Source organism: Cobetia sp. 5-25-4-2 (assembly GCF_013374075.1).
GTDB lineage: Bacteria > Pseudomonadota > Gammaproteobacteria > Pseudomonadales > Halomonadaceae > Cobetia > Cobetia marina.
Genome location: NZ_BLWK01000003.1, coordinates 190,310 through 211,217, shown reverse-complemented (window position 1 = coordinate 211,217; position 20,908 = coordinate 190,310). Strand labels below are relative to the sequence as shown.

The 20,908-nt window shown below is 65.7% G+C and carries 14 protein-coding genes; 12 read left to right on the top strand and 2 right to left on the bottom strand.

Features of this window, described 5'->3' with window-relative positions; all coding sequences use genetic code 11:
• The first annotated feature begins 480 nt into the window (after positions 1–480).
• The 8 genes from HXS65_RS08405 (at position 481) to HXS65_RS08370 (ending at position 11,794) form a co-directional block, all read left to right on the top strand.
• A complete protein-coding gene (locus HXS65_RS08405; RefSeq protein ID WP_240499605.1) occupies positions 481–1,770 on the top strand; it encodes a GlxA family transcriptional regulator in 1,290 nt (429 codons plus the stop codon).
• Positions 1,771–2,059: 289 nt separating this feature from the next.
• Positions 2,060–2,821, top strand: coding sequence for a monofunctional biosynthetic peptidoglycan transglycosylase (gene mtgA, locus HXS65_RS08400; RefSeq protein WP_375782209.1), 762 nt, complete (start codon positions 2,060–2,062; stop codon positions 2,819–2,821).
• Between the two features lie 248 nt (positions 2,822–3,069).
• Complete coding sequence (locus tag HXS65_RS08395) at positions 3,070–4,080, top strand: dipeptidase (protein WP_077379049.1); 1,011 nt, start codon at positions 3,070–3,072, stop codon at positions 4,078–4,080.
• Between the two features lie 124 nt (positions 4,081–4,204).
• A complete protein-coding gene (locus HXS65_RS08390; RefSeq protein WP_043333737.1) occupies positions 4,205–4,741 on the top strand; it encodes a DUF5943 domain-containing protein in 537 nt (178 codons plus the stop codon).
• 272 nt (positions 4,742–5,013) lie between these two features.
• Positions 5,014–7,092 (top strand): dimethylglycine demethylation protein DgcA, encoded by a 2,079-nt coding sequence (gene dgcA, locus HXS65_RS08385; protein WP_176493656.1) that lies wholly within the window; start codon positions 5,014–5,016, stop codon positions 7,090–7,092.
• 32 nt (positions 7,093–7,124) lie between these two features.
• Positions 7,125–9,314 (top strand): (Fe-S)-binding protein, encoded by a 2,190-nt coding sequence (locus HXS65_RS08380; protein WP_176493655.1) that lies wholly within the window; start codon positions 7,125–7,127, stop codon positions 9,312–9,314.
• Positions 9,311–10,852 carry an electron transfer flavoprotein subunit alpha/FixB family protein gene (locus tag HXS65_RS08375; RefSeq protein WP_176493654.1) on the top strand — a complete coding sequence of 514 codons (1,542 nt, stop codon included), beginning with the start codon at positions 9,311–9,313 and terminating at the stop codon, positions 10,850–10,852. The genes HXS65_RS08380 and HXS65_RS08375 overlap by 4 nt, the downstream gene beginning before the upstream one ends.
• Before the next feature lie 33 nt (positions 10,853–10,885).
• Positions 10,886–11,794: an electron transfer flavoprotein subunit beta gene (locus HXS65_RS08370; protein ID WP_176493653.1), complete on the top strand. Its 909-nt coding sequence runs from the start codon at positions 10,886–10,888 to the stop codon at positions 11,792–11,794.
• A gap of 66 nt (positions 11,795–11,860) precedes the next feature.
• Here HXS65_RS08370 and HXS65_RS08365 read toward each other — a convergent pair whose 3' ends face one another.
• Positions 11,861–12,568, bottom strand: a complete 708-nt coding sequence (locus HXS65_RS08365) for a DUF4174 domain-containing protein (protein ID WP_176493652.1) — start codon at positions 12,566–12,568, stop codon at positions 11,861–11,863.
• 440 nt (positions 12,569–13,008) lie between these two features.
• Here HXS65_RS08365 and HXS65_RS08360 point away from each other — a divergent pair, with 440 nt between their 5' ends.
• Positions 13,009–13,401, top strand: a complete 393-nt coding sequence (locus HXS65_RS08360; RefSeq protein ID WP_077379061.1) for a DUF4168 domain-containing protein — start codon at positions 13,009–13,011, stop codon at positions 13,399–13,401.
• A gap of 97 nt (positions 13,402–13,498) precedes the next feature.
• On the opposite strand, the gene HXS65_RS08355 is transcribed toward HXS65_RS08360, so the two are convergent.
• Positions 13,499–15,088 carry a BCCT family transporter gene (locus HXS65_RS08355; protein ID WP_084209349.1) on the bottom strand — a complete coding sequence of 530 codons (1,590 nt, stop codon included), beginning with the start codon at positions 15,086–15,088 and terminating at the stop codon, positions 13,499–13,501.
• 435 nt (positions 15,089–15,523) lie between these two features.
• Between HXS65_RS08355 and HXS65_RS08350 the strand changes: the two genes are divergently transcribed.
• The 3 genes from HXS65_RS08350 (at position 15,524) to HXS65_RS08335 (ending at position 20,787) form a co-directional block, all read left to right on the top strand.
• Positions 15,524–17,296, top strand: coding sequence for an NADH-ubiquinone oxidoreductase-F iron-sulfur binding region domain-containing protein (locus HXS65_RS08350; RefSeq protein WP_176493651.1), 1,773 nt, complete (start codon positions 15,524–15,526; stop codon positions 17,294–17,296).
• Complete coding sequence (locus HXS65_RS08340) at positions 17,293–20,325, top strand: molybdopterin-dependent oxidoreductase (protein ID WP_255304460.1); 3,033 nt, start codon at positions 17,293–17,295, stop codon at positions 20,323–20,325. The genes HXS65_RS08350 and HXS65_RS08340 overlap by 4 nt, the downstream gene beginning before the upstream one ends.
• A gap of 222 nt (positions 20,326–20,547) precedes the next feature.
• Complete coding sequence (locus HXS65_RS08335; protein WP_077379069.1) at positions 20,548–20,787, top strand: hypothetical protein; 240 nt, start codon at positions 20,548–20,550, stop codon at positions 20,785–20,787.
• Positions 20,788–20,908: the final 121 nt, after the last annotated feature.

The following is a 20,908-nucleotide window of genomic DNA, read 5'->3' as shown; positions in this document are numbered from 1 at the left end:
CGGCATCCATTACAGGATGTCGGGGCTGTCGTTTTTCCGTCATGAGCGACACCGCCTTTCAGAACCTTTCGCTATGAAGGGCGGTTTTCGTGGCTCGCGGTTATATCGCGTCGTTGTCAGCCAATCACGGCGTTATTCTGTGCCGTACAGCAACGATGATTTGCCGTGCAGCGGCGATTTAATCGCTGCGCGGTATCAGGGCGATGGTTTACTGTCGAGAGGTGGACAACGCACGACGTCCAAGCAGTGATTCACGACACCCCTGACGTTATCGGACTCCTTCGGGTCGCATCCCGAGTCGCTCAAGCGAAAGATCACGATGATGGCTGTCATCACTGCTGGAATCGCCAGCCTTCCGGTCGATTCCCTGCTGAGTGCCAACAACGACAATATCGCGGACCCCCTGATCGCCGACTGATCCGGGTGAGGGCATTCATGCTCCGGTCTGCAACTCAGGCAGATAGCAAGAAGGAGTTCCCCATGGCACTGACCAGTGGCCGCATTGATCGCCCGCACGATCGCTCTCACATGACATCCGGCTTTTCCTCCGATTCCCGCCGGGCGGGGGCTCGCTCGCTGGGCCCTCAGGCCGGCGAGACACGCCAGCCGCAGACCATCGGCTTTCTGTTGCTCGACAGCTTCACGCTCATCTCGCTGGCCTCGGCGGTGGAACCGCTGCGCATGGCCAATCAGCTGGCCGGACGTGAGCTGTATCGCTGGTACACCGTGACCCTGGAAGGCATGCCCGTGCGTGCCAGCGATGGTCTGCAGGTCACGCCGGATGTGTCGGCCGAGACCTGCCCGGCGCTGGACATGGCCATCGTCTGTGGCGGCGTCGGTATCCAGCGGGCGGTGCAGCGCCCGCATGTCAGCTGGCTGCAGGCCCAGGCGCGCGCTGGCCGTCAGCTGGGCGCCGTGTGTACCGGCAGCTGGGCGCTGGCGCAGGCCGGGCTGCTGGAGGGTCACGAGACCAGCATTCACTGGGAGTGTCTGGCGGCCATGCAGGAGGCCTTCCCGCGCGTACCGCTGACCACGCGACTGTTCTCCATCGACCAGCAGCGTGCCACCGCCTCGGGCGGCACCGCGCCGATGGACATGGTATTGACCATGATCGCCCGCGAGCATGGCCGTGAGCTGGCGGCGGGCATCTCCGAGATGTTCATCTGTGACCGCGTGCGCGGCGAGCAGGACCAGCAGCGTGTACCGCTCAAGCACGTGCTGGGCACCACCCAGCCCAAGCTTCTGGAAATCGTCGCGCTGATGGAGGCCAATCTGGAGGAGCCCATCGGTCTGGACGAGCTGGCCCACTACGTGGATGTCTCGCGCCGTCAGCTGGAGCGCCTGTTCCAGCGCTATCTGCACTGCTCACCGTCGCGCTACTACCTCAAGCTGCGCCTGACGCGGGCGCGTCAGCTGCTCAAGCAGACGGCGCTGTCGATCATCGAGGTAGCCTCGGCCTGTGGCTTCGTCTCCACGCCGCACTTCTCCAAGTGCTACCGCGAGTACTTCGGCATGCCGCCGCGCGATGAGCGTATCGGTGGTGAGCGTCAGCCCGGCGTGTCTGACGTGCCGTGTCGTGCCGATGTCGATCATCAGCTGCACGGCGTGGCCAGTCTGGAAGGCGTACTGCATGGTGCCATCCATCAGTCGCTGAGCCAGACGACTGCCTCCTCGCCGCTGCATACCGCCGCCGAATCGCCGGTGTCCTCGGCGATCCTGGCGCTGGCCAATGCGCGTGGCGAGCCAACCTACGCAAGCGTCAGGCTCTGATCGCCATACACCTGCGTGACGGGATGACCCCTCGATGCCCCTGCCCTTCGGCCGGGGCATCTTGGTTTTCACAGGAGCCATCGGCGGGCTCTGGTACACTCGAGCGCTGCATGAGGCAGTAGCTGACAACAAGGGCTGGGAGACGGGATGACCCGTCGTGATCAGCCACGACACGCGCGACAGGGGACGGCGAGGGATGGCACGAACACAGGGGCAGAAGACCCGCGATGGGCAATCGGCACGCCGCGGCGCGACACGCAGGCCGGCGGCGTCCGTGAAGATGCGCCCGATGGAGCGTCTGCGCTGGCTGGCGGTGTGGGCATTCAAGGTGCTGGGCTGCTGGATGGTCGCCTGTGTCGGCCTGGTGGTGTTGCTGCGCTTCGTGCCATTGCCGGTGTCGATGGTGATGCTGGAGAAGTGGGGCTACAGCCTGGTCTCGGGGGCGCCGCTGGCGCTCCAGCATGACTGGGTGCCGATGGAGGAGATTTCCCGCAATGCTCGGCTGGCGGTGATCGCCTCGGAAGACCAGAAATTCCCCGATCACTACGGCTTCGATGTCGATCAGATCGTCAAGGCCATCGATGCGCGCCTGGCCGGTGAACGGCTGCGCGGGGCCAGCACCATCAGCCAGCAGACCGCCAAGAATGTCTTCCTGTGGAACGGGCGCAGCTGGGTGCGCAAGGGGCTGGAGGTCTGGTTCACCATCCTGATCGAGGTGATCTGGCCCAAGGAGCGCATTCTCGAGGTCTATCTGAACGTCGCCGAGTGGGGGCCGGGGGTGTTCGGTGTCGAGGCTGCGGCCGAACATCACTTCAATACCGATGCCGCCAGCCTGTCCGCCTACCAGGCCAGCCTGCTGGCGGCGGTACTGCCCAATCCGATTCGCTTCAATGCCGGCAAGCCCTCGGCCTATATCCAGCGGCGTGCCAGCTGGACGCGGCGCCAGATGAACAATCTCGGCATGGGCTATCTCAAGCGGCTGGAACAGCCGCGTGGCTGGTTGAGCTGGGACCTGCTGCCTTCGCTGAAGGAGCTGTCCCCCGCGCACTGACCGGCTTGACGGTACACCATCGGCTGTCCCACGACGCCCCGGCTCTCTCGAGTCGGGGCGTCGTCGTTTCAGAAACGACAGTCCTGACGCGATTCGGTAGCCACGCGTCGCATCTGGCGTCAGAGGGGGAAGAGGGCAGGACTATGCTGGCACAGCCTGCTGGAGATCGTGTTCCGGCAGACCCTGTCCGCCGGGTACGGGCAGTGACCTGACTTCCAGAGCCGCCTGCCCAGCGCCGGAGCGACATGATGTCCGAATTCTCCTCCTCCTTCGGTGGGTCCGATGCGGCCCGCGCCCTGCACGATGACAGCATTGTCATCGATGGTCTGGTGATCGCCAAGTGGCAGCGCGAGCTGTTCGAGGACATGCGCAAGGGCGGTCTGAGTGCGGCCAACTGCACCGTCTCGGTCTGGGAAGGCTTCCAGGCGACCGTCAACAACATCGTCAAGAGCAACCAGCTGATCGCCGAGAGCAGTGACCTGGTCTGCGTGGCGCGCACCGCCGCCGACATCCGCGCCGCCAAGGCCGCGGGCAAGACCGGCATCATCTACGGCTTCCAGAATGCCAACGCCTATGAAGACCAGATCGGCTATGTCGATGTCTTCAAGCAGCTCGGCGTGGGCATCGTGCAGATGTGCTACAACACCCAGAATCTGGTCGGTACCGGCTGTTACGAGCGCGATGGCGGCCTGTCCGGCTTCGGGCGCGAGATGGTCGCCGAGATGAACCGCGTCGGCGTGATGTGTGACCTGTCCCACGTCGGCTCGAAGACCTCCGAGGAAGTCATCCTCGAATCGAAAGTCCCTGTCTGCTACTCCCACTGCGCGCCGGCCGGTCTCAAGGACCACCCGCGCAACAAGTCCGATGCCGAGCTGCGCTTCATCGCCGAACACGGCGGCTTCGTCGGCGTCACCATGTTCACCCCCTTCCTCCGGGCCGGCGTCAACGCCACCGTCGATGACTACGTTGAGGCCATCGAATACGTGATGAACCTGGTCGGCGAGGATGCCATCGGCATCGGCACCGATTTCACCCAGGGTCACGGTCAGGACTTCTTCGAGTGGCTGACCCACGACAAGGGCTACGCCCGTCGTCTCACCAACTTCGGCAAGATCGTCAATCCGGAAGGCATCCGCACCATCGGCGAGTTCCCCAATCTGACCGAGGCGCTGCTGCGTCGCGGCATGAGTGAGCACCAGGTGCGCAAGATCATGGGCGAGAACTGGCTGCGCACGCTGGAAAACGTCTGGGGCGGCTGAGTCTGCCTGCCTTGGGCCTTTTCTGGTTCGCTCTTTCTTGATCGCACTTTCGTGATCTCTCTCCTGATCTCTTTCTTGAACTCTCTTTTGCATCTCCCTTTCAGCCCCTTTTGAGGACACCGACATGAGCAAGATGGCCCCTGAACTGCCGATCGAGGTGGATAGCGAGACCGGCGTCTGGACCTCCGACGCACTGCCGATGCTGTACGTGCCGCGTCACTTCTTCATCAACAACCATGTCGCGGTGGAAGAGGCGCTGGGCGTGGAGAAGTACGCCGAGATTCTCTATCACGCCGGCTACAAGAGCGCCTGGCACTGGTGCGAGAAGGAAGCCGAGCTGCACGGCCTGGTCGGCGTGGAAGTCTTCGAGCACTACATGAAGCGTCTGTCTCAGCGCGGCTGGGGTCTGTTCATCACCGAGGAGATCGATCTGGAGCGCGGCACCTGCAAGGTACGCCTGGAGCACTCCTGCTTCGTCTATCAGCAGGGCAAGACCGGCACAAAGCTTGAGTACATGTTCACCGGCTGGTTCGCCGGCGCGATGGACCAGATTCTGGCCGCGCGTGGCAGCGAGCTGCGCACCGTCGCCGTCCAGACCCAGAGCGGTGGTGAGGAAGGCTGTGATGTGGGGTATTTCGAGGTCGCTCCCGGAACAGTGTGACGTTTTCAGATCCGCCACTCTCTATTCCATGGCTCGGGTCAAGGCCCCGGCCTAGGCCCGGCCCAGGCAAAAGGCAAAAGCCGGCTGCCCGATCCTCTCTCTGTCACGACACTCACCACACACACAACAACGACAACGCAACGCCTGAGCGCCGCCTTTCCTGACATGCAAGACGCCTGATGCCGCCCGCCGCCACGAGCCCCGACTCGAGGCGGCGGGCAGGCCAGGCCGGCGTGACAAGGCGGCGCTCTCCCCGGCGAGGAGCTTTCACCATGGCATTCGACGCACTCTTCCAGCCGATCGAGATCGGCAAGCTGACCATCCGCAACCGCGTCGTCAGTACCGCCCATGCCGAGGTGTATGCCACCGATGGCGGCATGACCACCGAGCGCTACGTGCGCTACTACGAAGAGAAGGCCAAGGGCGGGTGTGGCCTGTGCATCTGTGGTGGCTCCTCGGTGGTCTCCATCGACAGCCCGCAGGGCTGGTGGAGCTCCGTCAATCTGTCGACTGATCGCATCATCCCGCATTTCCAGAATCTGGCCGATGCCGTGCACAAGCATGGCGGCAAGATCATGATCCAGATTACCCACATGGGCCGTCGCTCACGCTGGGACGGTTTCGACTGGACCTCGCTGATGTCGCCGTCCGGTATCCGCGAGCCGGTGCACCGCTCCACCTGCAAGACCATCGAGGTGGAAGAGATCCAGCGCATCATCGCCGACTTCGCCCAGGCGGCGCGGCGTGCCAAGGAAGGCGGCCTGGACGGCGTCGAGCTGTCCGCCGTGCACCAGCACCTGATCGACCAGTTCTGGAGCCCGCGCGTCAACAAGCGCACCGATGAGTGGGGCGGCAGCTTCGAGGGCCGCATGAAGTTCGGCCTCGAGGTGCTCAAGGCGGTGCGCGCCGAGGTCGGTGATGACTTCGTGGTCGGCATGCGTATCTGTGGCGATGAATTCCATCCCGATGGCCTGTCGCATGACGACATGAAGCAGATCGCGGCCTATTACGACGCCACGGGTCTGCTCGATTTCTTCGGCGTGATCGGCTCTGGCTGTGATACCCACAATAGCCTCGCCAACGTCATTCCCAACATGTCCTACCCGCCGGAACCCTTCCTGCATCTGGCCTCCGGCATCAAGGAAGTAGTCAAGATTCCGGTGATCCACGCCCAGAACATCAAGGACCCCAATCAGGCCGAGCGCATCCTGGAAGGCGGCTATGTCGACATGGTCGGCATGACCCGCGCGCACATCGCCGACCCGCACATCATCGCCAAGATCAAGATGGGCCAGCTCGACCAGATCAAGCAGTGCGTCGGCGCCAACTACTGCATCGACCGCCAGTACCAGGGCCTGGACGTGCTGTGCATCCAGAATGCCGCGACGTCACGCGAATACATGGGCCTGCCGCACGAGATCGAGAAGACCAGCGGCCCGGTGCGCAAGGTCGTCATCGTCGGTGGCGGTCCGGCCGGCATGGAAGCGGCCCGCGTGTGTGCCGAGCGTGGCCATGCCGTGACGCTCTTCGAGGCGAAGGAAGAGCTGGGTGGCCAGATCACCACGGCTTCCAAGGCACCGCAGCGTGACCAGATCGCCGGTATCACGCGCTGGTATCAGCTGGAGCTGGCACGTCTGAAGGTCGACCTGCGCCTGGGCACCCGCGCCGATGAGGCCACCATCCGTGACCTGCGCGCTGACGTGGTGATCCTCGCGGTGGGCGGCCGTCCGTTCATGGAGCAGTTCGAATCCTGGGGCTACGACGAGGACCCGGCCAAGAGCCTGATCGTCTCTTCCTGGGACGTGCTGGACGGGCGTGTCGCGCCGGGCAGCAACGTGCTGATCTACGACAGCATCTGCGAATTCTCCGGTGTCTCGGTGGCCGATTATCTGGCCACCAAGGGCGCCAGAGTCGAGATCGTCACCGATGACATCAAGCCGGGGGCGGCGGTCGGCGGCACCACCTTCCCGACCTATTACCGCAGCCTGTATGCCAAGGAAGTGGTGATGACCTCCGACATGGTGCTGCATGAGGTCTACCGCGAAGGCGAGGGGCTGGTGGCGGTGCTCGAGAATGAATACACCGGCACGCTGGAAGAACGCGTCGTCGATCAGATCGTGGTCGAGAACGGCGTGCGCCCGGATGAAGCGCTCTACTACGCCTTCAAGGACGGCTCGCTCAACAAGGGCCAGATCGACGTCGAGTCGCTCTACGCCATCAAGCCGCAGCCGTGCCTGAGTCAGGCCACCGACGGGGATGATTACCTGCTGTTCCGTCTCGGCGACTGCAATGCACCGCGCAACACCCACGCCGCCATCTATGACGCCCTGCGCCTGTGCAAGGATTTCTGATCGCGTCTGACACATCGGTGGGAGGTTTGGCTATGAACGAAACAGTGTTGTCGGTGTTGATCTTCGCCGCCTTGGCGCTGGCCGCCATCGGTGCGGTCAAGCGCATCGGCCTGTGGCGCCAGGGGCGGGCGGATGCCACGTCCATGAGCGTGGGAGAGCTGATCGCGAGCCTGGCCAAGGTGCCGCGCCGCTACGGGGTGGACCTGCACCACGTGGTCGCGCGGGACCGCTACATGGCCAATACCCACGTCGCCACCGGAGGTGGCTTCGTGGCCGCGGCGCTGCTGATGGTGGTGGTCTACGGCTTCGGCATCGACTCCGCCTGGCTGGGCATCTTGCTGCTGCTGGCCAGTGGCGCGATGTTCGCTGGTGCGCTGTTCGTGCGTCGTCGTCGTCTCGACCCGCCGGCGCGCCTGTCGCGTGGTCCGTGGATGCGTCTGCCAAAAAGCCTGCTGGTGTTCTCTGCCAGCCTGTTCGTGATGAGTCTGTCACTGGTGCTGCCGGAAGGCGTCGGCGGCATGATCTCCGGCGGTATCCTCGGGCTGGTGCTGGTGGCGGGGATCGCCTGGGGGCTGCTCGAGATGATCGTCGGCATGACCGGTGGCGGCTCGCGCATCACCGGGCCGATGAAGCATGCCTTCGCCGGCGCGCTGCATCTGGCCTTCCATCGGCGTCCGGCACGTTTCAGCACCCGTGACAGTGCGGGCATCCGCGACAGCGCGCTGCTGCCGCTGGATCTTTCCAATCCCGAGGCACCGCTGGGCGTCGGCAAGCCTGCCGACTTCAACTGGCGTCAGCTGCTGGGCTTCGATGCCTGCGTGCAATGCGGGCGCTGTGAAGCGGTGTGTCCGGCGTTCGCGGCCGGTCAGCCGCTCAATCCCAAGAAGCTGATCCAGGACATGGTGGTGGGCATGGCGGGGGGCAGCGATGCCGCCTACGCCGGTTCACCCTATCCGGGCGATGAGCCGAAGCGCGCGCCCGGCCAGCATGGCGGCGGCCCGCAACAGGTCATCGTCGGGGCCTCTCCGCATGCTCGCCCGGCAGCTCAGGCAGCATCATCCGGGCCGATCCAGATCAAGGCGGCGCCGGGCGCTGCGGGCAAGCCGGCAGACGCCGACAAGCTGATCCACGAATTCACGGTACTGGTCGAGCCGGAAACCCTGTGGGCCTGCACCACCTGTCGCGCCTGCGTCGAGGAGTGCCCGATGATGATCGAGCACGTCGATGCCATCGTCGACATGCGGCGCCACATGACGCTGGAGCAGGGCGCGACCCCGGGCAAGGGCGTCGAGGTGCTCGACAATCTCATCGCCACCGACAATCCGGGCGGTTTCGCGCTCGAGGCGCGTCTGCACTGGGCGGCGGATCTCGACCTGCCGCGCATCGCCGAGGTTCAGGCCGCTCGGGAAGCGGCGCGTGATCCGCGTCCTGTGGAAGCGCTGCTGTGGCTGGGCGACGGTGCCTTCGACATGCGCAACCAGCGCACGCTGCGCGCCTTCGTGCAGGTGCTGCGCGCGGCCAGGGTCGATTTCGCCATCCTCGGTGCCGAGGAGCGTGACAGTGGCGACGTGGCACGCCGTCTGGGTGACGAGGCGACCTTCCAGTCGCTGGCCACCCGCAATATCGCCACCCTGTCGAAGTACCGCTTCGCGCGCATCATCACCTGCGATCCACACAGCTTCCATGTGCTGGGACGTGAATATGTCGCCTTCGGTGGCGACTACCTCGTCAATCACCACACCAGCTACATGAACGAGCTGCTGGCGGCAGGTCGTCTGAGTCTCGATGCCACCAGACTGGCCACGCTCGGCTCGGTCACCTGGCATGACCCCTGCTATCTGGGCCGCTACAACGGGGAATTCGAGGCGCCGCGTACCCTGCTGGCGGCACTGGGACTGGAAGTGCGCGAGATGCAGCGCTCCGGCTTCCGCTCACGCTGCTGTGGTGGCGGCGGTGGCGCGCCGGTGACGGACATTCCCGGCAAGCAGCGTATCCCCGACATGCGCATGGGCGACGTGCGCGAGACCGGCGCCGAGGTAGTGGCGGTGGGCTGCCCGCAGTGCACCGCGATGCTGGAAGGCGTGGTGGCGCCGGCGGGTGAAGCCGAACCCCAGGTGCTGGATCTGGCGGAACTGATGGCGCGGGCGCTGGTAGCGGATGCGTCCACGCAGGGCTTGGCGACGTCGACCACGCAGCCCACTGACGCGGAGGTGGCGGCATGACGATCCCCGTCGATCCACAAGCAACCGAGCATCCACACCCATCTGAGCGCGAGCCACTGCCACGCCGTGACCCGCGCCTGGAGCAGCAGGCACGCAATCGTCTGCACCCGCAGCATCTCAGCGCGCTGCAGGCGCTGGGCCGAGGCGCGGCCACTCCTCAGGAACGCTGGATGGGCCCGAAGGGCGTGATGCGTCGCAATCCCCACGTCGGCCACTTCATCGCCGCCAATGGCCGCAAACGCATCGATCGCAGTGGCCGCTCCGGGCCTGTCGCGGCAGGTGCCGGTCAGGCCGCCGTCGTGGCCAAGGCGCGCGTGCTGCCGCTGGTCGAGATCGCATCACCCGCCTTCCTGATCGCGGTGGTGCCGGACATGACCGGCGGGCGACTCTCGAGTCACGACCGCGATGTGCTGGGGTTGGCGCGTCAGATCGCCGATGCCGACCCCGCCCATCTGGGGGCGGTGTTGGCCGTCACCTTCGGCACCTTGCGCGAGGAGGGTGACGCCGCCGACAGTGTCGGACTCGGTGCGGCAGGTGCCGATCGCTGGCTGCACTTTGCCGACAGTGTCCACGATGGTTACGCGCCGCTGGCCCAGCTGGCGGAGCTTGAGGCCATTGATACACGCCTGGCACCACGGCTGTGGTTGCTGCCGGAATCCCGCACTGGCGGCGGTGAGCGTGGCCGACGTCTCGGGGCGCGCCTGCTGTGCACGGGCGATGCGCTGGCGCGGCCCAGCGGCAATGTCTATCAACTCGAGGGCGAGCTTGCGGCCATCGGGCGTGGCGAGCTTGCCGAGGTGAACGTCACCGGGCGCAGCGGCAATGGTCAGCAGGACCTGACCCGCGCGCTGACCCGTATCCTGCTGTGCGAGGCGGAATGCGCCGAGCCGGTGGAAGATGTGCGCCACGCCGCGCTGCCGCTTGAGTGGGAGGCAGCCAGCACCGCGCACGCCGTGCCAGACGTGATCGAGGATCTTGGCCCGGTGGCGGTCGATCCCTCCGCGATCGCGCTGGGTGAGGCCGAATTCATTCTCTCGGCGGGCAACGGCATTCGCGACTGGGATGGCTTCCACCGTGCCGCCAGTCTGCTGGGGGCCACCGAAGGCGCCTCGCGGGTGGCGGTGGATGACGGCTTCATGCCGCGTGCCCGTCAGGTCGGCGCCACCGGTACCTGGGTGACGGCGCGGGTGTACGTGGCGGTGGGCATCTCGGGGGCCATCCAGCATCTGCAGGGCATCCAGCGCTGCGACAAGGTGGTGGCGATCAATCTCGATGGCGGCTGTGACATGGTTAAGCGCGCGGATCTGTCGGTGATCGGCGACGCCGGGGCGATCCTCGCCAGTCTCTGTCAGCAGCTCGAGGCCGAACGCGGTGGTGGTGGTGACGCCGCCCAGGCGGCAGGTGGTGCCTCGGCGGCGGGTCAGTCGTCTACTGCGCCCGCTATGTCCTCCAACCCGTCCTCCAACCCGTCCTCCAACCCGTCCTCCAACCCGTCATCCAGCCCGTCATCCGCCACGCTTGCCGCCGACGCGGCCTGAACTCGCGCCTGCGACAGGAGAAAGGAGAAGGACATGAAGGCAGATCATTCGTCCATTGCGCAGCAGGCCTCGGAACCGCTTGAGGTCGTGAGTCTGGTATCGCTGGGGCAGCACCCGGTCTCGGGGCGTCTGCGGCGCGCCGAGCAGGACGCCCGCGCCCTGGAGCTGTGTCTGGCATTGGAGCGCCAGTCGGCACCCGGTGCCGTCAGCCTCAGCGCCTGGCACGCCAGTGGCAGCAAGATCGCGCCTGGCAGCGAGCAGGACCAGGCGCTGCGTGGCTATCTGGGCATGGGGCTGGAGTCGTTGACGCTGGTGACGCCTGACTCTCTTCAAGCTGAACCGCTCACGGCTGTCGATCCGCAGGCGGCGGCTGCCGATCAACCGGTCATCGATGTCTGGCCGCTGCTGGTGACGCGCCTCAAGCAGGCGGCACCGCAGCTGGTGGTGTGCGGTGGCCAGAGTGAGACCGGCGAGGGCAGTGGCCTGCTGCCGCATCTGCTGGCGGAGAGCCTCGGCTGGCCGCTGGTGGAGGGCATCGTTGCGATCGAGAGCTGCGATGGCGCGCATCTCACCGCCTTGCAGGCCTTGCCGCGTGGTCAGCGGCGGCGACTGCGGGTGAAGCTGCCGGCACTTGTCAGCGTCGATGCCGCCGCGCCGGCGGCACGTCAGTCGGCCTTCGCGCAGGCGCGGCGCGGTGAACTTGCCTCACTGGCCAGCGGCGAGCTTGCCCATGACGCGGTGGCGGAAACCTTTGCCATCGCGCCGGCTCGCAAGCGACCCAAGCGCTTGAAGCGCATCAAGGCGACCAGCGCGCGGGACCGCTTCAAGGCCGCGGCCGCCAAGGCCGAGGGTGGCAGCGGCAAGCGTCTGGAAGGCGTGAGTGCCGAGGAGGGCGCGGCGGAAATCCTCAAGCTGCTGCGCGAGGAAGGCGTACTGCGCTGAAGCTGCGCAGACATGAAAACGCCCCTGTCAGCTCGGCTGGCAGGGGCGTTTCGTCGTTCAGGCGTGTCATTCATCCCACTGCCAATCCTTGTCATCCAACGGTGCGGGCGAGGTATGTTCCTCGCTGCCCGAGGAGGTCTGACGGGTGGCCTCGCCGGCTTCGCGCTGGCGCATCGGCATGCTGTCGATCACCTGATAGATCTGGTCCGGTGCGACGAACCCCTCCAGCTGCATCTTCTTGCCGCCGTCCTTGCCGATCAGGATGACGGTGAAGGGCGCGCCCTCGCGCAGCTGCATGGCATCACGCAGGGCGCGAACCTCCTCGAAGCTCATCGGTACGCCATCATGGATGCCGCGCGTGCCCATCAGCGTATAGAGCGTGACATCGCGCTGCTGCATCTCGCCACGCGTGGCGCGTAGCTCATCGCGCTGGCGCTCCAGCTCACGGTCCTGTTCATCCGGCGCGACCAGCACCAGCGAGCGACGGTTCCAGGTCTCGCCCAGCAGCGGATTGGCGGCGGGGTCGACGTTGGCGGCGGTCATGGTGGTATCTACCGTGTCTGGTGGAGAGGGCGGTGGCGGCGCCCCTGCGGAAGTCTCGGCGGGCGCATTCAGCTGCGGATTCTCATCCAGCAGGCTGAGGGCCTGGGCGGGGAGACTCGTGAACAGTCCGGCCAGCAGGCACAGACTCACTCCTCGGGCGAATGCTGCCCGGACAGCGATGTGGCGCGGCAACGAGCGGCGCGAGGGCGAAGACGGCGTATATCGGGACATGACAGTCCTCCGGCGGCGTGGGGCAAGAATGCAGGACAGTCCGGCATGGGACCGCAACGCAGGGGCCTGATGTCAGGTTATGTCAGTCTGCACCAGTTTGCCGACCTTGTGCAGGCGGTTTGTGTGGTACTGCACGGGGCGATATATCAGCGGTAACTGCACGGACATGACGCCTGCTGTCTGACAGGATGGCTGCCAGATGAGGGAAAGTGTCTGCATGATCTTTCTCGGGCAACTCGGTGCTTGTATGGGTGTCCAGCTCGCAGGAGGCCTGCCATGCGGGGCTTGGTGGTCTTTGCGTTGCTCGTTTGCGACAGTTGTATCCAGAGTTATCCGAATGTTTTTCAAACAGTTACACGAAAGATTGAACATCCGGCCGTGGTGTCCGTCTGAGTTGGTGTAATCACTTTTTGATGATCAATGAATGACTGGAGGTTGCAATGAAACGGATGACTGCATACATGACGGCTGCCCTGATCTCTGCGGGCATGATGTCTGCGCCGGCGTTCGCTGCTGACGCACCGGCCCAAGGTCAGGCTCCTGCTCAGGCGACACAGGCTCAGGCCGGTGACTTCAGCGATGCGCAGTTGGAACAGTTCGCTGCTGCCTCCCAGGAGATCGCACGCATTTCCCAGGATTTCGCCGGCAAGCTGCAGGAAGCTGACGACGAGACCGAAAAGCAGAGCGTCCGTCAGGAAGCCAATGACGAGATGGTCAGCGCGGTCGAGGACTCCGGTCTGGAAGTCGCGACCTTCAACTCCATCGGTCAAGCGGTGCAGAACAACCCGGACCTGATGAAGAAGGTGCAGAAGCTGGCTCAGGAAAACTCCTGATCTTGCCTGGATGACGTTCGGGTCATCCAATGAAGACGCCGCCCCCGGTTGCCGGGGGCGGCGTTTTTTTGTGCTCATGATCCGTCAGCGCCGCATGTCAGGCACCGGTGACCGGACGGGCGAGCGCGTCCTGCGCCTTCCTTTCCTGCATCAGACCACGGAACAGCGAATAGCACATCACCAGCAGTACCAGCGTGAACGGCAGACCCGTGGCGATGGCACCAGCTTGCAATGAGCCCAGTGCGGCGCTTCCCCCGCCATAGAGCAGGGCACCGGCAATCAGGCCTTCCATCGCCGCCCAGAAGACTCGCTGGCTGACCGGCGCATCCACCTTGCCGCCGGCAGTGATCGAGTCGATCACCAGTGAGCCGGAATCCGAGGACGTGACGAAGAACACCAGCACCAGCAGGATGGCGATGAAGGACGCCACGCCGGACAGCGGCAGGTTGTCGAGCATCTGGAACATGGCCAGTGACACGGAATCGATGCCGTTGGCCAGCGCGCCGACCCCATTGATGGCCTGTTCCAGAGCCGTGCCCCCGAAGACGGACATCCACACGATGGTGACGAGTGTCGGTACCAGCAGCACGGCGGTGACGAATTCGCGCACCGTGCGGCCGCGCGAGACACGCGCGATGAACATGCCGACGAACGGCGACCAGGAAATCCACCACGCCCAGTAGAAGACGGTCCAGCCGTGGAACCAGCTCTCGTCCGGGCGATCGATCCAGTTGGACAGCGGCAGCAGGTATTGCACATAGCTGAGTGTCGTGGTGCCAAGTCCCGTGAGGATGGCCAGCGTCGGCCCGAAGATGAGGATGAAGATGATCAGCACGGCGGCGATGATCATGTTGATGTTGGAGAGCAGCTTCACCCCGCCGTCCAGGCCACGACTGACCGAGTAGATGGCCACCAGGGTCACCAGGATGATGATCGCGATCTGGGTCGGCAGGCCATCGCCGATGCCGAACAGGTAATCCAGCCCCGATGCCGCCTGGGCGGAGCCCAGCCCCAGCGACGTCGCCAGCCCGAAGATGGTCGCCAGCACGGCCAGAATGTCGACGACATGCCCCATCCAGCCCCAGGTGCGCTCACCGAGTATCGGGTAGAACGCCGAGCGGATGGTCAGCGGCAGGCCCTTGTTGTAGGTGAAGAAGGCCAGTGACAGGCCCACCACGGCGTAGATGGCCCAGGGATGCAGGCCCCAGTGATACATGGTGGCACCCAGCGCGGCGCGTGCGCCCTCCGGCGTGCCGGCAGGCGCATTCAGCGGCGTGCCGTACCAGTCGGTGTAATAGGCCACCGGCTCGGCGACGCTCCAGAACATCAGACCGATGCCCATGCCGGCGGCGAACAGCATCGCGAACCACGAATGCGTCGAGAACTCGGGAGTCGCCTTCTGGCCGCCCAGGCGCAGCTTGCCCACCGGGTGAATGATCAGCAGCAGGCAGAACAGCACGAAGAGGTTGCCGGCCAGCATGAACAGCCAGTCGCCATGTGCGATGGACCAGGCCTTGGCGCCGCCCAGGGCACTTTCCGCGCCCGCGGGGAAGACGATGGCAAACAGGATGAAGCTGACGATCAGCACGGCGCTGATCGCGAAGACGGGGTTATGCACATCGAGACCCATGACCTGGACATTGTCCTGGCCGATCTCGTAGTCCGTGTCATACGGATTCGATGACATGTGGTGACCTCATGTTGTTATTGGTGTCGCCATCCGAGCAGGGCGGGTGGGGCGAGTCGAGGCGTTGTCGCGGGTGTCTCCCGTGGCTGCGATGAGGGAAGGGGGTGGAGTGGCAATTCAGAGCGCGGTGGCGAATCTGACTGCGGGACAGGTCGCCGTCGGGCCTCGGTGATTGTGTGAGGGCTGGGCGAGGGCGAGTTAGCTGGATACGACGCCGACATGTGCGTGACTGACATGCGAGGCGATTCGGCGGGGGAGGCGGTTGTCGCGGCTCTGCCCGCTTTGTAGATTGCGATCTACAGTGAAGGAACCTGCCCGGCGTGACGCACCTGCCGGACAGCGCCCACCTTCACGCAGACGCGTCCACGGTCCAGCCAGGCCGTTGTCTCGACCGCACGCTCCGCCAGTTCATAACGATAACAATGTGGTGCCGCCATGACGCCTGAGACCCTGACCGAGCCGACCCCCGTCGCTCGTCGCCGTTCGCGCAGCCAGTTGCGCGGCCGCCCGCTGGATGCCGAGGCCTGGGCCGAGGTGCAGCGCCTGCTGGGCGATGCCCCGGCGCAGCGTGACCTTCTGCTCGAATATCTGCATGTGCTCAATGATGAGGTCGGCTATCTGACGCTGGCCCATCTGCGCGCGTTGGCCGAGTGGATGCGCCTGCCGATGGCCGAGGTCTACGAGACGGCCACCTTCTATGCCCACTTCACCGTGGTGCGCGATGGCGAGACGCCCCCCGCGGCGCTGACCGTGCGCGTCTGTGATTCGCTGTCCTGTCAGCTGGCCGGCTCCGAGGCCCTGCGCGCTGGCCTCGCCTCAGGGCTGGACCCCGCACAGGTGCGCGTGCTGCGGGCACCCTGCATGGGGCGCTGCGACAGTGCGCCGGTGGCGGAGGTCGGGCATTGTCATCTCGGCCATGCCAGCGTGGAAGGTGTCACGGCGGCGATCGCCGAGGGCCATGTGCATGCCGCGCCGGCCGCGAGTCTCGACTATCCGCGGCTGGCGGAATATCGCGCCAGTGGCGGTTATGGGCTGCTCGCCGCGCTGGAGGGCGGTGAGGTCAGCATCGATGACCTGGCGCAGATGATCGAACAGGCCGGTCTGCGTGGCCTGGGCGGAGCGGGCTTCCCGACATTTCGCAAGTGGGGCTTCGTGCGTGCCGAGACAGGGCCGCGCTATTGCGTGATCAATGCCGATGAAGGCGAGCCCGGCACCTTCAAGGACCGCTGCTATCTGGAGCGTGAGCCGCACACCTTCCTCGAGGGCGCGCTGGCCAGTGCGCATGCCATCGAGGCCGAGGCGCTCTACCTTTACCTGCGCGACGAGTACCCGACCCTGAATGACGTGCTGCGCGAGTGCATCGCGGAGCTGGAAGCCGCAGGCCTCGTCGCGTCCGGCTTCATCCATCTGCGGCGTGGCGCCGGGGCCTATATCTGCGGCGAGGAATCGGCGCTGATCGAGTCGCTGGAAGGCAAGCCCGGCAAGCCGCGCCAGCGTCCGCCCTTCGTGGCCCAGTGCGGGCTGTTCGGACGCCCGACCCTGGTCAACAACGTCGAGACGGTCTACTGGATCGCGCGGCTCCATCGCGAAGGGCACGCGCCATACGTGGCAGCCGGACGCCAGGGGCGTCAGGGGCTGCGCAGCTTCTCGCTCTCCGGGCGCGTCAGACGCCCGGGCATGTATCTGGCACCGGCCGGCATCACGCTCAATGAGCTGGTCGAGGAATACGGCGGTGGCATGGCCGAGGGCCATCGCCTGCGGGCCTATCTGCCCGGTGGGGCCTCCGGCGGCATTCTGCCGGCCAGCAAGGCGGACCTGCCGCTGGACTTCGACACCCTGCAGGCCCATGGCTGCTTCATCGGCTCGGCCGCGGTGGTGGTGCTGTCGGACCAGGATGACCTGGCGGCGGTGGCACGCAATCTGATGAGCTTTTTCATGGATGAGTCCTGCGGCCAGTGCACGCCGTGCCGCGTCGGCACGCGCCAGATGCTGGCGGCGCTGAGCGGCGATGAGTGGGATGAGACGCTGCTGACGCGCTTGTCGCAGGTGATGATGGATGCCTCGATCTGCGGGCTGGGGCAGGCCGCGCCCAATCCGGTACTCGGCCTGCTCAAGGATTTCCGGGAGACCCTCGCCAGCAGCGGGGTGCGCTTGATCGCCACGAGCCAGGCGAGCCATCCGGCTGACGCCACGGGAGGTGAGGCATGAACGCGCTGACAGGACTCGGCAACTCGCCTTCGGATGATCAGCCGCTGCGCGAGGATGGCTTCACCATCACCCTGGATGGCGCCGAGGTGACGGCCTATCCCGGCGAGACGCTGTGGACGATCGCCAGGCGTGCCGGCGAGACGATTCCCCACCTCTGCTACAGCGAATTGCCGGATTATCGCGGCGATGGCAACTGTCGCGCCTGCATGGTCGAGATCGTCGGCGAGCGCACCCTCGCTGCCAGCTGCATCCGCGAGGCGCGGGCGGGCATGGTGGTGCGCAGTGCCAGCTCTGAGCGGGCGGGTGCGGCGCGTGCGATGGTGGTGGAACTGCTCGCCGCCGACATGCCAGCCGAGGCCCATAACCCCGATGTCAGCAGTCACTTCATGGCGATGGCCGAGCTGCTGGCGGTGGATGTCGGGCACGCTCGCGAGACGCTGGGCGGTGCCCGCGAGACGGTCCGTGAGTGGCTGGGGGATACGGTTGAAGAGTGGCTGCCGACGCCGGCCAGCGCTCTCGATCACTCCCATGCCGCGATGGCGGTCAATCATGACGCCTGCATCAGTTGTGGCCTGTGCGTACGCGCCTGTCGCGAGGTGCAGGTCAATGACGTGATCGGGCTGGCGGGGCGTGGCAGCAATACGCGCATCGTGTTCGATCTCGAGGACCCGATGGGCGACAGCACCTGCGTCGCCTGCGGCGAGTGCGTGCAGGCCTGCCCGACCGGTGCCCTGATGCCCGCCGCCCAGGTGGATGAGCAGGGTCATGGCGACAGCGCCGCCGTCGATGCCCGCGTCGCCTCCGTCTGCCCGTACTGCGGCGTGGGCTGTCAGCTGGAGTATCAGGTCAGTCGTGGCAGCGGCGAGGCGTTGGTCGGCGAAGGCCAGCAGGCCGCGACGCTGGCGGATGCCCGACAGCTCAGTGCGCCCTCAGACGCGATCACTCGCGAAGCGACCAGCCACCGTCAGCCGGTCGCGGATGCGCGGCTCGACAACATCATCGCGGTCAGTGGTCGTGATGGCCCCTCCAATCACGGACGTCTGTGCGTGAAGGGGCGCTTCGGCTTCGATTATCCGCGTCATCCGGAGCGCCTGATTCGCCCTCTGATCCGCCGTGACGGCGTGGCCAAGGGGCTGGATGCGAACTTTGACCCCGCCCACCCGCTGAGCCACTTCCGTGAGGCCAGCTGGGACGAGGCCCTCGAGGTCGCGGCCGCGGGGCTCATGCGCCTCAAGCGAACGCATGGCCCCGATAGCCTGGCGGGCTTCGGCAGCGCCAAGTGCACCAACGAGGAGGCGTGGCTGTTCCAGAAGTTGGTGCGCACCGGCTTCGGCTCCAATCATGTCGATCACTGCACGCGGCTGTGTCATGCAAGTTCAGTGGCGGCGCTGATGGAAGGCGTCGGCTCGGGCGGCGTGAGCGCCTCCTTCATGCAGGCCGAGCAGTCCGATCTCATCGTGCTGACCGGCTGCAACCCGGGCGTCAATCATCCGGTGGCCGCCACCTTCTTCAAGCGCGCCGCCAGGCGAGGCACGCGCATCGTGGTGATCGACCCGCGCGCGCTGGCGCTGCGGCGTCATGCGCATCGCTCGATCCAGTTCACGCCGGGGGCGGACGTGGCGCTGTTCAATGCCATGCTCAACGTCATCATCACCGAAGGGCTGGCCAATCAGGCCTATATCGAGGCGCATACCGAGGACTTCGCCGCGCTGGCGGAGCACGTCATGGCATTGACGCCGGAGGCGATGTCGCCGCTGTGCGGCGTGGCGGCCGAGGAGATTCGTGCCGTGGCCCGTGAGTACGCGACGGCCGAGCGCGCGATGATCTTCTGGGGCATGGGGATCTCGCAGCACACCCACGGCACCGACAATGCCCGCTGTCTGATCGCGCTGGCGCTGGTGTGTGGCCATGTCGGGCGGGAGGGCACCGGCCTGCATCCGCTGCGCGGGCAGAACAATGTCCAGGGCGCCTCGGATGCCGGGATGATTCCGATGGTCTTCCCGGATTATCAGCCGGTGGGTGACACGGCGGCGCGCGCGCGACTGGAAGCGCTGTGGGATACGCCGCTCTCGGCCACACCGGGCCTGACGGTGGTGGAGATCATGCACGCCATCCATGCCGATCAGATTCGCGGCATGTACATCCTCGGCGAGAATCCGGCGATGTCGGACCCGGATCTCGATCACGCGCGCAGCGCGCTGGCGCATCTCGAGCATCTGGTGGTGCAGGACATCTTCGTCACCGAGACGGCGCAGTTCGCCGATGTGGTGCTGCCCTCATACGCCTGGCCGGAGAAGGACGGCAGTGTCACCAACACCAATCGTCAGGTGCAGCGCGGGCGGGCGGCACTGCGTGCCCCGGGCGAGGCCAAGCCGGACTGGTGGATCACCCAGCAGCTGGCGCGGCGCATGGGGCTTGCCTGGGATTACGCCGGGCCGCAGGAGATCTACGCCGAGATGCAGCAGGGCATGGATTCCCTCGACAACATCGACTGGGCGCGGCTGTCCGAGGAGAACTCGGTGACCTACCCGTGCCTGACGCCGGGAGGCGAGGGTGAGGATGTGGTGTTCGGCGATGGCTTCCCGCGCGCCAGCGGTCGGGCCCGCTTCGTGCCGACCTGGCCCACGCCGCCGGATGAGACGCTGGATGACGACTATCCGACGGTACTGACCACCGGCCGTCAGCTGGAGCACTGGCATACCGGCTCGATGACGCGCCGCGCGTACGTGCTCGACAGTCTGGAACCTGCCGCCGTGGCCACGCTCAACCCCGTCGAGCTGGAGCGACTGGGCATCACGGCGGGGGAGGCGCTCTCGATCACCACGCGGCGCGGTCAGATCACGCTGGCCACCCGCGCGGACCCGCTGACGCCGGCCGGCATGGTCTTCGTGCCATTCTGCTACGCCGAGGCCGCCGCCAACCTGCTGACCAATCCGGCGCTGGACCCGGTGGGCAAGATCCCCGAGTTCAAGTACGCCGCCTGCCGCCTGGCCAGAGCCGAATCTGCTTCGGCCAGTCTGGACATGTGAACGCGAGGGGAGGTGAGAGGAGGGAAAGGAAAGGGCAGGGCACGTCTGGCGCAAATGCCTATGGCAGTGGCGCTGGCGGATACGCAGGGCGTGCCTCGGTCTGACCAGAATGTCGGAGACGGCTCGCCGCACGTTTCGGCTATCCTCAGAAGGGCCATGCTCAGAACAGAGTGGGTCAATACCAATGACAATGCCCGCCGTCAGCGAGCAAGGAGAATGACGATGATGATCGTGGAGCTGATTGATCACGAAGACTTTCGTGAGCGGCTGGTGGCACTGGGCGTGCAGATTTCCGAACATGCCTGCGCGGACACCTGTGCGCGCATGGCGTTGAGAAAGCATGTGGAAGTCGGGGTGCCCGGCTTGCAGGAGCTGGTGCGCGAGCTGGTGATGCACTCCGATATCCTGCTGCCTTCGGTGCGTCAGGCACTCGACAAGTACCTGCTGCCGGGGTTGCGCTGAAGCTTCCCCGCCACCGTCAATCCTCTGGGGCAGTGATTGCGGGATAGGTGAGTCACCAGAGTCACGAGAGCATCTTGAGCGGGCCTGTCATCAGACAGGCCCGCTCTGCGTTTCGGCCCGC